General features: G+C 70.4%; 9 protein-coding genes. 4 read left to right on the top strand and 5 right to left on the bottom strand.

Features of this window, described 5'->3' with window-relative positions:
• Nucleotides 1-572, bottom strand: a 572-nt coding sequence (locus KBX53_RS07880; protein ID WP_210858317.1) for a DUF6230 family protein, incomplete at its 3' end; no start/stop codon positions are given.
• 400 nt (nt 573-972) lie between these two features.
• Between KBX53_RS07880 and KBX53_RS07875 the strand changes: the two genes are divergently transcribed.
• Entirely contained in the window at nt 973-1,737 is a 765-nt protein-coding gene (locus KBX53_RS07875) for a class I SAM-dependent methyltransferase (protein WP_210858315.1), read from the top strand.
• Between the two features lie 54 nt (nt 1,738-1,791).
• Here the strand turns inward: KBX53_RS07875 and KBX53_RS07870 are convergent, their stop codons facing one another.
• A complete protein-coding gene (locus KBX53_RS07870) occupies nt 1,792-2,997 on the bottom strand; it encodes a DUF3068 domain-containing protein (protein WP_210858313.1) in 1,206 nt (401 codons plus the stop codon).
• A gap of 111 nt (nt 2,998-3,108) precedes the next feature.
• Between KBX53_RS07870 and KBX53_RS07865 the strand changes: the two genes are divergently transcribed.
• Nucleotides 3,109-4,365, top strand: a complete 1,257-nt coding sequence (locus tag KBX53_RS07865) for an acyltransferase (RefSeq protein ID WP_210858311.1) — start codon at nt 3,109-3,111, stop codon at nt 4,363-4,365.
• Nucleotides 4,366-4,482: 117 nt separating this feature from the next.
• Entirely contained in the window at nt 4,483-5,661 is a 1,179-nt protein-coding gene (locus tag KBX53_RS07860) for a glycosyltransferase family 4 protein (protein ID WP_210858321.1), read from the top strand.
• Here KBX53_RS07860 and KBX53_RS07855 read toward each other — a convergent pair.
• From KBX53_RS07855 to KBX53_RS07845, 3 genes are read right to left on the bottom strand one after another with little or no spacing between them, the layout of a single operon-like run.
• Complete coding sequence (locus KBX53_RS07855; RefSeq protein ID WP_030328187.1) at nt 5,646-5,840, bottom strand: hypothetical protein; 195 nt, start codon at nt 5,838-5,840, stop codon at nt 5,646-5,648. The genes KBX53_RS07860 and KBX53_RS07855 overlap by 16 nt on opposite strands.
• Nucleotides 5,841-5,875: 35 nt before the next feature.
• Nucleotides 5,876-7,585 (bottom strand): hypothetical protein, encoded by a 1,710-nt coding sequence (locus KBX53_RS07850; protein WP_210858309.1) that lies wholly within the window; start codon nt 7,583-7,585, stop codon nt 5,876-5,878.
• Nucleotides 7,586-9,361 carry a hypothetical protein gene (locus tag KBX53_RS07845; RefSeq protein WP_210858319.1) on the bottom strand — a complete coding sequence of 592 codons (1,776 nt, stop codon included), beginning with the start codon at nt 9,359-9,361 and terminating at the stop codon, nt 7,586-7,588.
• Between the two features lie 269 nt (nt 9,362-9,630).
• On the opposite strand from KBX53_RS07845, the gene KBX53_RS07840 reads away from it, so the two are divergent.
• On the top strand, nt 9,631-12,592 hold a 2,962-nt coding region (locus KBX53_RS07840; protein WP_210858307.1), incomplete at its 3' end, for an alpha-(1->3)-arabinofuranosyltransferase.

Genomic DNA, 12,592 nt, shown 5'->3' with positions numbered 1-12,592 from the left:
TTCAACCGGAGTCCGACCAGGTTGAAGGTGGCCGCCGTGGTGTACCGGGACACCTGCTGCAGGTTCGTGATGCTGACGTGGTCGGAGTTCTGGCCGAATGAGCCCTTCTGCGCTGTCGCGTTCAGGTCGCTCGCGTCCCGGCCAATCTTGATGTTGGTGAACGTCGCGTTGCCGTCGAGCGAGTCCATGGCGATCAGCAGGTCCTTGGCCCGGGCGGGCTCCTTGCCCTCACCGGCGTTGATGGTGAGCACCACGGGCAGGCCGGGCAGGTCGGAGCGGATGGACTGGCAGAGGTTGTAGAGCTCCGCGCTGCTGATTTCGGCGACGGCGATCGGGTGGGTCTTGCCGTCCTCACCCTTCTCGCGGACGACGCCGCCGTACTGCTTGAAGCCGTCGCCCTCGAGGCGCGCCGCGCCGATCTTGAACGTCTGTCCGGACACGGTGACGTCGGACGCGATGGCGCCGGTCGACATGCCGAACAGGATGGCGCCGACGGCGGCGGTGGCGGGGACCGCCATGGCGGCGAACCGCCGCCAACGGGTACGGCCCTGATCCTCAAAGCGATCCTGCACGGGTTCCTCCTCAGGTGGCCGGTCCCGGACTGGCGGCCTCGCACCGGGCACGTCATGTGTTACCGGCGGGTAACGATCGAGCCTGATCGTGCACCCGTTGCGGCGCGACTCACAACCCCCTGACCATCCGGCGGTAACAGGAGGGCGATCCAACAGACGGTCGACGTCACGATTCGTGGAACTACCTGTGTGGACAGAAGCCTCGGCAGGCGACAAAGGCGGCACAACCCCGCCCCCCGACAGCAGAGAGTCGCAGGGCATCGAGGAATTACAATTAGGTAACGGATGTAAAGTACGCAGGCTGCGGAGAGCCGTTCGGCTCGTCCTCTCGCCCGAACATCCAGGCGATCCCGGAGACAGCAGGACCCCACCGAGCGGCCCGAGGTCCTAGGGTTTCGGCGTGCATCTGAACGACGTGCGACGCGACTGGACCAAGCTCGGAGCTGAAGATCCGCTCTGGGCCGTACTCGTCGAGCCCGGCAAACGCGGCGGACGGTGGGACGTCGGGGAGTTCCTGGCCACCGGCCGCACCGACGTCGAGGAGACGACCGGCCAACTTCGCCAACTCGGCCTGCCCACCCGCTGGGAGCGGGTGCTCGACTTCGGCTGCGGCGTCGGGCGACTGTCGCAGGCACTCGCCCCACACGCGGACGAGGTCGTCGGTGTGGACATCGCTCCGACGATGCTGGAGACCGCCCGGCGACTGAACCAGAGCGCCGAGAACATCCGGTTCGTCCTCAACGACGCACCGGACCTGAGCCAGTTCCCCGACGGTCACTTCGACCTGGTCTACAGCGCCCTGGTGCTGCAACACCTACCGCGCCCCGCCATCGATCGCTATCTGGCCGAGTTCCTGCGCGTGTTGCGGCCAGGCGGCACCGCCGTCGTGGGATTCCCCACCGAACCGGCGCACACGGCCAGGGGCATCGTCTGGCATCTGGCGCCGGCCCGCCTGATCAGCTGGGCACAGCGTCACCTGCTCAATTACCCGGCGCCGATGAAGATGACGGTCGTACCGCACGCCGACATGGTGCAGCTCATGGCCGCACACGACGGGGAGATCGTCGGGCGGTGGCGCGATCGGCTGTACAGCGAAGACTGGGTCTGCACGCGGTACGCCGTGCGCCACGCAGGGCATCCGAGGCAGACGCCGCCTCACGACTGAGGGGTGGACCGCACCCGCGGTCCACCCCTCGAACGTGCATCGCGTCGTACCCGTCTAGCGCTGCTCGACCTCGCCGTGCGCCGGACGCTGGGTCGGCACCGTCGGGTCCTCGGACTTCCAGTTCGTCGACGCCGGCGGGATCTCGTCGGTCAGTGGACCGCCTGCGGGCTCGGTCCGGGGCTGCTCGGCGGTCTCCGCGTCGCGTACCGGCTCCTGGTCCACCCGGGTACGGGTCGGGTCGGTGCCGGGTGCCACAGCCGCGTCGGCGCGGTGCCGGGCGGCACCGTCGTCGGTCCGCATCACCAGCCACACGCCGACGACGAGGGCGATCAGACCAAGGACACCGGCGGCGATCGGGCCCCAGAAACTGATCAGGCCGATCTTGAAGCGGTTGTCCTTGACCGTCTCGACACTGCGGCTGACCGTGTCGTCGTTGTAGTTGAAGTCCGCGTCCAGCAGCACCGTGGCGGTGCCGGTGTCCGGGCGCAACTCCTTCTTCTGCTGTTCCCGGACGTTCACGTAGGAGCCCGTCACCGGGTCGACCCAGAGCGTACGGGTGTTGCTGTAGACGATCTGACCGCTGGTGGCGGTGGGGGCGAACCTGCCGAGCAGCGGCTTGAGGCTCGCCTCCGGGGTGTTGAGCGCCTCGTTCTCGATGCGCTGCTCGAAGCGGTACGCCTCGATGCCCTTGATCTTTTCGGTGCCGACGAACTTCGCCGGGACGGCCCGCTTCAGGTCACGGTCGAAAACCTGGTAGTCCCGCTTGTCGGTGCCGAACGGGAACTTGTAGATCTGGCCGGAGTAGGTCACGTTCCCGACCGGAGTCTGCTCCGCGCCGCTCTCGTTGAGCCACTGCTCCTTCCACGGGGCGGCCGCGCCGGAGATCCGGTCGAGAGCCAGCTCGGTGCTGTACTGGCTGACCACATCAGGGGTGTCGGCACGCCTGACGGTCTGGTAGACGTCCCAGATCACCGCGTCGCCCTTGAGGTCCTCGGGTAGCCGGTCCCTCGTGTCGTCCGGCTGAGGAATGACCTCGACGCTGGAGACGAGGTCACCTTGCAGGACCTCGATGCTCACCGACTCGCCGACGCGAGTGATCTTCAGGAACTTGGCGTTCTTTGCCTCCGCGACGGACGTCGTTGGTTCAAGGTCATACGGGAGCTTGGTCACGGAAGGGGCCACGTAGAACGGCAGCCCAGCCGCGAAGACCAGCAACAAAACACCGAGCCCGAAGAGCGCGGCGCCCACGCGAAGCTTCACTCATCCTCCTGTAGCCTGCCGCCCTACGACCTGTTGTCCGGGGCACCCGATCCTTAACATGGCGGGAGGTTACTCCCCGGTCACCTTCAAAGCGACCCCCTGGATGTCCAGATGTCCACAGCCGCCGCGCCAACAATTCCGCAGACTTCGGTTACCGACCGACTCCCCGCACTCGACGCGCTGCGAGCAATTGGCGCCGTGGCGGTCGTCGGTCACCACATCGGGTTCCAGACCGCTGCCACCATGAACACCCCGTGGGGCGGTTGGCTGGCTCGGCTCGACGTCGGCGTTGCCATCTTCTTCGTGCTCTCCGGATTCCTGCTGTTCCGACCGTGGGCCCTGAACGCCGCGACGGGACAGGCCCGACCGCGCGCCGGGCGGTACCTCTGGCGGCGGGCGCTACGAATCCTGCCCGCCTACTGGCTGGCGGTGCTGGTCTGCCTGATCGTCCTGCCGCAGAATCGGCCGGCGTCCGCCGGTGACTGGATTCGCCATCTCACCTTCACCCAGATCTACGAGCCGGGCCAGTTGCGCTCCGGGCTCAGCCAGACCTGGAGTCTCGCCACCGAGGTCGCGTTCTACCTGATCCTGCCGCTGATCGCCGTGCTCGCTGTTGGTCGGTCGTGGCGTCCCGTCCGAACCGTCGTGATCGTCTGCGGGGGTTTGTTGGTGACCGCCGGATGGCTCGCGCTGCTGGGGATCGGCTGGCTCAGCAATGGCCTGCACACCATGTGGCTCCCCTCGTACGCGGCCTGGTTCGGCGCGGGGATGGCCCTGGCGGCGGCGCACGTCGCCCTGCGCACCGGGACCGCGCCCGCCGCCTTCCGCGTACTGGACGACCTCGCTTCGGCGCCGATTGCCTGCTGGGCAGCGGCGGTCGCCCTGATGGCGATCGCGACGACGCCCATCGCCGGACCCCGCGACCTCACCGGTCCGACAGCCGCCGAGTTCGCGGTCAAGCTGGCCCTGTACCTCGCGATCGCGACGCTGATCCTGATCCCGGTGGCCTTCGGCGGGCGGACGCGGGCCAAGGAAATCTTCGCCGCCGAGTCGGCCCGATGGCTCGGCACCGTCTCGTACGGGCTGTTCCTGTGGCACCCGCTGGTCATCGAACTCATCTACCTGATCGACGACCGACCGCTCTTCACCGGCGGACTGTTCAACACCTTCGCACTCACCATGGTCTTCGGCCTGATGTACGCCACCGTCAGCTACTACGGCGTCGAGCGGCCCCTGCAGGTGCTCGGATCGCAACGTCGGAAGCGACCGGCCAGGCGCGGGCAGGCGTCCGGCACACCCACCGTCGACGTGGCCGCACCGGCCGTCGCGGCGCCGACGGTCACGCCGGCACCCACTGTCGGCACGTAACGCCAGTCGATCAGCGCTGCCCCATCAGGGCATTGCCGGCCGGCACCCCGGCCCCCTAGTGTGACGCGCGTCCCTAAATTACTTGAGAGTAGGGTTCGCGTGGAGCGTCGCTTCGGCATGCCCGGACACGTGCTGTTCCTCAACTGGCGAGACACCCGCAACCCCGAGGGTGGCGGGTCCGAGGTGTACGTGGAACGGATCGCCGCCGAGTTGGTGGCGCGCCGTTTCCGCGCCACCCTCTTCTGCGCCGCCCACAGCGAGGCACCCGGCGACGAGGTCAACGAGGCAGGCGTTCGGCTGGTGCGGCGCGGCGGCAGACACACCGTCTACCTCTGGGCGGCGCTCAGCTACCTGGCCGGCGCGCTGGGCGTGGGCCCGCTGTCGAGCCGTCGGGGCGGCCGGCCCGACATCCTGGTCGACGTCTGCAACGGGTTGCCGTTCCTCTCCCCGCTGTGGGCACGGCGCCCGGTGGTCAAGCTGATCCACCACGTGCATCGCGAGCAGTGGCCGGTGGTCCTTCCGAAATGGGCCGCGCGGTTCGGCTGGTGGGTCGAGTCGTCGCTGGCTGTGCGCGTCTACCGGCGGTGCCGGTACGTCACCGTCTCCGAGGCCACCCGCAGCGAGCTGGCCGTGCTGGGCGTACCGCCGGAGCAGGTCGCCGTGGTGCACAACGGCACCCCGGCGCTGCCCCGCACCGACGCCGAGCGGGCGCCGTTCCCGCTGCTCGTGACGCTGAATCGGCTGGTACCACACAAGCGGGTCGAGGTGGCGTTGCGGGCGGTCGCGGCCCTCGCCGACGAGTTGCCCCAGCTGCGGCTGGTCGTCGCCGGCCAGGGCTGGTGGGAGTCGCACCTGCGTGAACTCGCCGCGGAGCTGGACATCACCGAGCGGGTGGACTTCCGGGGCTTCGTGACGGAGGAGGAAAAAGCCGCTCTGCTCGCCTCGGCCTGGGTCGCCCTGACCCCGTCACTCAAGGAGGGCTGGGGCCTGACGATTGTCGAGGCGGGTTCCGCCGGCACGCCAACGGTTGCGTTCCGGGAAGCGGGTGGGGTCGCCGAAGCTGTCGTCGACGGGCGTACCGGCCTGCTGGCCGACGACATCGACGACTACCTGGCGAAGGTGCGCACGCTCCTACGCGAGGACGACATGCGGCGAGAGATGGGGGCGCAGGCCCGGGAGCACGCGGCGAGCTTCACCTGGCAGGTCGCGGGTGGGCGCTTCGCGGACCTGCTGAGCGGGGTGGAGTCGCCCCGCCCAGTGCAGCAGCGGGGCGAGCCGTCCTACCTGTCGCCGTAGACCTCGGGGGCGTACGGGTCCTTCTTTCCGGCACGCTTGGCCGCTTCCGAAACACTCTTGGCCTCGTTGGCCGCCTCTTTGTCGGTGGCGGTCGCGGCGGCCGAGAGCCCGCCGAGGGCCAGGATCCCCAGCAACGCCGCCACCATGCCGGAGACGACCAGGGTCAGAGCTCTACGCATGCCAATCCTCCAATGGCGAGACGTGCGAGCGGACGTTACCACGCGGTAGGACGCCGGTGTAGTGCCGAAATGGCGGCCGCCATGACCACCAGAAGGGCAGCGCCGAGCGCCATCACGACGGCCCACGCACCACGTCCAGGGGCGTCCGATTCCGGAGGAACAGCCGGGTTTCGGTAGAGAGTGAGAAACGGTCCCTCGTGGACGACTTCGAGATCACGAAGGGTCGCCCGGTCGACCTCGCTGGGCCCCTGGTGCTGCACGACCACCCAGCGCACACCGGTGGCCGAGACGGGCCGCCCCTCGGCCAGCACCCGGCGCACCTCGCGGAGCCGTGGGTTCTCCCCGGCCACCGCGACGTCGCCGACCCGGAGCGTGTCGTCGGTCAGCACCGTCCCCGGCAGATAGCGCGGCGCCGGATCCAGGACGATACGTCCCGGGTTCCATGGGTAGGCCCGGTAGGCGGACAGCGGCAGCGCGAGGATCTCCCCCGGCTCGCCGGCCACCCGCTCGGCCACCGCCTGCCAGTCCGCCGGATAACTCACCGGACGAAGCCGACCGGCACCGCCGAAGGCAAGGTCCGGCATGACGGCCACCGGCAGGAGCAGCAGGCCGACCAGAACCACCCCCGCCACCTCCCGGTCGATCCTGGCCACCAGCCGCTCGGCTCCCAACGCGGCACACACCACCAGCAGCAGAGCGTACGGGGCCAGGAATTTCTGGCCGTCTCGAAGCAGCCCCGCACCCGGCAGATGCACCACCGCCCAGCGCAACACGGCGGCCCCACCGGGGAGCACCCCGAGGGCAGCGAGAAGACAGGCGATCCCGGCGAGCAGCGCCAGCCGCACCGCCACACCCGGGGGCACCCGGCGCCGCAGCAGGCCGGTACCGACACCGGCCAGGACCAGCAGGAGCAGGGTCGCCAGCGGTACCAGCGGCGCAGCGCGACTGGCGGGGGTCGCCTGTGCGCTCCAGACGCCACCCGTACCCGCGAGCGCCACCAGCGGACCGGCCCAGTTCTCCGAACGCGCCGCGAACGCCGCCACCCCCGCCGGATCGGATGACCCGCCAGCGCCGGTGACCAGGGCCGCGGTCACCCAGGGGGCGTTGAGTAACGCGACGCCGCCCACCACGAGCGCCGACCGGCGAAGGCGCGTCCGGTCCGGCACCAGCAGGGCCACAGTGCCCAACGCGATCAACCCACCGGTCGGGGTGATCGCGGCGGGAGCCGCGGCGAGCACCACCCGGGCGAGCGCGCCGTCACGACCCGCCCGCAGGTCCAGCGCCGCCCGGACCAACCAGGGCAGCGCGGCGTACGCGAGCAGCAGCCCCCACTGTCCGATCAGCAACCGCTCGGCCAGGTAGGGCGTCCACGCGTACGCCACCGCGGCCAGCAATCGGACCGCGAGCCGTTCCGTCGGCACCAGACGGCCGGCACCGACCGCGGCCAGGAGAACCGCTCCACCGAGCGCCACCCGCTGCACCGCCCAGCCCGGCACGAGCTGGGTGACCAGGGACATCAGTGCGTCCATCGGCACCGCCCGGGGCAGAGTCTGCGCAGGGGCGACGAGATCCCAACTCAGCGGCTGCCGGGGTACGAACACCATGTCGTACAGCAGCGCGTATCCCGGTGCCGCGAGCGGGGCCAGCACCAGCACCGTGACAGCCGCCGCAACGGCGTACAGCGGCAACGTGTCCCGCGCCCGCCGCACCGGTGGGGCCCCGACGCCGGTGGTCTGCTCAACCATTCACAGTGCCGGCACCGCGCGGCCGACGGTGATCAGTTGGGTGCACACCCGGACCCCCGAGGTGCTCACGGTGACCTCGACGGCGTCCCCAGCCCCCTCCAGCAGGAAGAACACGTCGTTCAGCCCGCGCTTCAGGGTGATTACCCGGACCGCGTCCCCGAGACGGAAGAGTGCCGTCGAGTCGCCCGAACTGACATAGCCGAAATGGACCGCGTACGGCCACTCCTCCAGGTACCCGTCCAACGGGATCCGGGCGGGTACACCACCCTCCGCCAGGTGCCCGCAGTTGGGCACCGTCCCGGGCACGACCTTCCGCCCCTGAACCACTACCGGACGGATCCGGCCGAAGTCGTCGAACATGAACGGCTTCTCGGCCTCCTCCACGAAGGTGGGCCGCCGCTCGGCCGGGCGGAAGAAGTGCGACTGGAGATTGTCCGGCCAGAAGTAGCCGGCGATGACGCGGTCCGGGACGGTGGTCTCCAGGAAGACGGTGCCCGGCGCGGCGGCGGCAAGCTCGATCTGCGTCGTCGCGAGGTAGTCCCGTCCGTACTTGGTGCTCCAGTTGTCCCCGAAACGGGCCGTGCTCCACAGCGTGCCCACCCCGATGGTGGCCAGGACGACGATTATCGAGACCAGACCGACCGCGAAGGCACCCGGCTCCCGCAGAACGGTCGGCAGCGGCCACGCGGACACGTCGTCCTCATCGGCGTCCTTCGTCCCCAACAGGGCCGCGCCGACACAGATCGCGGCGACCAGCACCACGTCGGCGACGTACCGGGGAATGATGCCCACGAACGAGCCGAGCGGCCCACCGAGGCGGGTCACGGCGAAGAGCGCGGCGACCAGCCCGAGGTAGCACGCGAGCAGCAACCAGGCCCGCCGGGCCGACGGGCGCCGCCGCGCGGTGACCACGATGAGAGCCCCCAGCACCGCCCACGACAGCCACTTGGCGATGTCGTACGGGTTCACGGCCGGCGGACCGTCACCGGCGTACGCCCAACGCCAGGGTCCGCCGAGCAGACCCGGAACGACGGTTTCGCCGACCAGGTCACCGAGGAATTTGAGGACCTGACCGACGGATGTGGGTTCGTCCAACTCGCGGGCGGGACGGGTCAGATAGAACGCCAGGTACGCCCCCGAGAGCGCACCGAGCACCAGCCACGCCGGCCAGTGCCGGCGGACCGTCGTCACCAGGCTGCGCCAGGGGCCGCCCGACGTGAAGAGGAAGACGGTCAGCAGGAACAGCAGCGGCACGATCAGCAGGGACTTGGTGTCGAAGAGCAGGCCGAACACCACCCACAGGACAACCACCACGAGGTGTCGCAGCCGACCGGTCCGCACGTACCAGACCTGGGCCGTCGCCGCCATGACCAGGGCCAACTGCATCGGCATCACGAGCAGCCCGACCAACCACAGCGAGGAGACCTCAAGCGTCAGCGGGCTGAACACGAACAGGCACAGCGGGATGAGCAGCCCCCAGCCTGGTCGGAGCAGATCGCGCAGCAACCGGTAGACGGCGAACCCGATCGCCGCCTGGCCGACCGCCAGCAGCAGCACCCAGGGCCAGGTGACAAAGCCCGCCACCCGCACCATCGCCCACGCCACCAGCAGGCCGCCGGGCATGAGGTGGTTGTTGAAGGTACGCAGGAGGAAGTCCGCGTCCAACCGGGTGTCGAGGACCTGGGCGGCGATGACGAACTCGTCCTGCGAGAACCAGCCACGGGTGGCAAGGCCGGCGCGCCAGGCGACGGACACGACGATGAGGGCGATCGCCACCGCGCGGACGCGGTCGGCACGGACCCATCGGCCGATCGGCCCCGGCCGGTCACCGTCGGACGTGACGCCTTCCGGATGCGTCTCGGCCTCAGCTTCTGGCATTGACATGGTCGGCAGCCTGCCACACGCTTACACGCCGTGGGGACGGCCGTTCTCCCGATAACGCCACCGCAGCGCCCCTGGTCGCCCGTCCGTGCCCGGTCCGGATAACGTCGCGCGACAGTAGTCGGCTGCAGGTGCGCGTCCGGCCGGTGAAGACAGGAGCCGAAATGCGTGCAGAGGTGACCGGTGGCGCCGCTCCGGTGTCCAGTCGAAGCCGGCACACGGCCCGACGGTTCCGGCACCTGGTCATCTGCATCGCGCTGACCGCCCTCGCCTTTCAGCAGGCCCCGGGCCAGGTCGTCCCCGACACCAAGATCGACCTGAGTGTCAACCCAGCCGGCTGGCTGCTCCGCTCGCTGCACCTCTGGGACCCCAACGGCACGTTCGGTCAGCTACAGAACCAGGCGTACGGATATCTCTGGCCGATGGGCCCGTTCTTCCTGCTCGGATCGGAACTTGGCATCGCGCCGTGGGTGGTCCAGCGGCTGTGGTGGGCGCTGATCTTCTGTGTCGCCTACCTGGGAGTGGTACGGCTGGCGGGCAGGCTGGGTATCGGCACGCCCGCCGGACGCATGATCGCCGGTGTCGCCTTCGCGCTGTCACCCCGCATCCTCACCCAACTCGGCTACGCCTCGGTCGAGTCCTGGCCCAGCGCCATCGCCCCCTGGGTGCTCATCCCGCTGGTGGGCCTCGCCGGCGGCACCCCGCTGCGGCGCGCCGTCGCCGGGTCGGCCGTAGCCGTCGCCTGCGCCGGCGGAGTCAACGCCACAGCCGTGGCCGCGGTGGTGCCACTCGCCCTGCTCTGGCTCGCCACCCTCCAGCCCGTACGCCGCCGCGTCACCGCCATCGCCGCGTGGTGTGGCGCGGTGGCGCTGGCCACGGCGTGGTGGTTGGTTCCGCTGCTCGTTCTGGGCCGGTACAGCCCACCCTTCCTGGACTACATCGAGACCGCCCGGAACACGACCAGCGTCACCGACGCGGTGACGACCCTCCGCGGCGCCTCCTACTGGCTCGCCTACCTCGCCACCCCGTTCGGGCCGATCCTTCCGGCCGGCGCACGACTCGCCAACGAGGCGCTACTGGTCGCCGCCACCCTGGTGGTCGCCGCCCTCGGTGTCCTCGGGCTGTCCCGACGCGGGATGCCGCACCGCCGGTTCCTCATCACCGGTCTGGTGCTGGGCGCCGCGCTCGTCGGTCTCGGGCACGTCGGTGACCTGCCGAACATCCTCGCCGGCCCGCAGCGGGAGTTCCTCGACGGCGTCGGTGCCCCCCTGCGTAACGTGCACAAGTTCGACGTTCTGCTCCGCCTGCCCCTGGCCCTGGGTATGGCGCACCTGATCGGCCTGGCCATCCGCGCGGCGCGCACCGCGCCCGAGCAGCACCGCCCACGAACTGTCGCACGCGCCTGGCTCACAGCCGGTGTGGCCATGGTCGCCGTCACGGCGGTTGCCACGCCCGCGCTCGCCGGCGGTCTCGCCACGCCAGGCGGCGTCAAGGCGGTCCCCGGCTACTGGCACGAGGCCACCGACTGGCTCGACGCGAACACCGGGCGCGGGCGGGTACTCGTCGTACCCGGGGCGCGCTTCCCCTCGTACGACTGGGGCAACACCACCGATGAGATCGCCCAGCCGCTGCTGAACAGCCGGTGGGCGGTACGCAACTCCATCCCCTTCACCCCGCCGACCACGATCCGGCTGCTGGACGCGATCGAGTCGACACTCGCCACCGGCGTCGGGTCGGCGGGCCTGGCCGACCTGCTCGCCCGGTCCGGGATCAGCCACGTCCTGTTCCGCGCCGACCTGGACCACGGCCGCTCGGACACGGCGCGCCCGGCTGTGGTCCGCCAGGCACTGGACCGCTCACCCGGATTGACCCGCGTCACCTCCTTCGGCCCCCTGCGCGGGGGGCCCTCGTCCCCGGACGAGTTCCGCGACCAGGGGCTCGACGTGCCCGTCCGGGCGTTGGAGGTCTACCGGGTCGACCGGCCGGTCGAGCCGGTTGTCGCGTACGACCGTGACGCCGTGACCACAGTTGTGGGCGGCCCCGAGTCGCTCCTCGACCTCGCCGCGGCAGGGCAGCTCGGCACGGCGCCGACGGTCCTGGCCGGCGATGCGACGGCGGCCGGCATCACCGGGCCGGTCGCGATGACCGACGGGCTGCGCAGGCGCGACGTGTCGTTCGGCCGCTCGCGCGACAACGCCTCACAGACTCTCACCGCCGACGACACCTTCGAGGTGACAGCGCCCGCCCACGACTACCTGCCCGAGTGGGGGGCGCAGCAGTCCACCGTCGCCCGTTTCGAGGGCATCAGCGCGATCCGCGCGTCGACCGCCCGCTCGCAGGTGGACTCCCCCGGCGGTGCCCGCCCCGAGCACCAGCCGTACGCGGCGATGGATGGCAATCCGGAAACGTCCTGGCAGTCCGCGCCGTACTCGCCCAGCGACCGTCAGTGGGTCGAGGTGGGCCTCGCCAACCCGACCCGGGTCACCCGGGTCGAGGTCTGGTTCGACCTGAAGGCCGACGCCCTGCCCACGACGGTGACCGTCGCCGCCGGGTACGAGAGCCGCACCGTCGAACAGTTCAGCGATCACATGGTCTTCGAGCTGCCCGGCGTCCACGCCACCCGCACGGTCAAGATCTCGATCGACGACGCGTACGACCTCCGCTCGTTCGGCAACGGGTCGGTCGGCCTCGCCGAGATCACGATTCCCGGCGTCCAGACGAGCCGGACCCTTGTCCTTCCCGCCGCACCGACCACCGACCGGCCGGCGACCGTCGTCGTGTCGGCGCCGCCCCCCACCCCGGCCTGCTTCACCGTCGACGGCCACCCCCACTGTTCCACCGACTCCGTCCGCGGTTCCGAGGACGGCTCCAGCATCGACCGGACCCTCACCCTGCCCGCCGCCGGGGCTTACGAGGCCAAGCTGTGGGCGCGGCCGACGGCCGGCCCGGACCTGGACAACACTCTCGACAAGCTGGTGGCCGACGCACAGCCACTGCGCCTCGCGGCGCAGGTCAGCGCCTCCTCAACGGCCGTTCCCGACCCGACAGGTCGGGCCGGCGCGGCACTCGACGGGGACCCGACCACCAGTTGGTCACCGGCGGTCAGCGACGAGGCACCGATCCTGC

The sequence above is a fragment of the Micromonospora sp. M51 genome (assembly GCF_018070305.1).
Lineage (GTDB): Bacteria > Actinomycetota > Actinomycetes > Mycobacteriales > Micromonosporaceae > Micromonospora > Micromonospora parva.
Note: the sequence above shows the minus strand (reverse complement) of the source record. Positions and strands in the feature narration are given on the sequence as shown.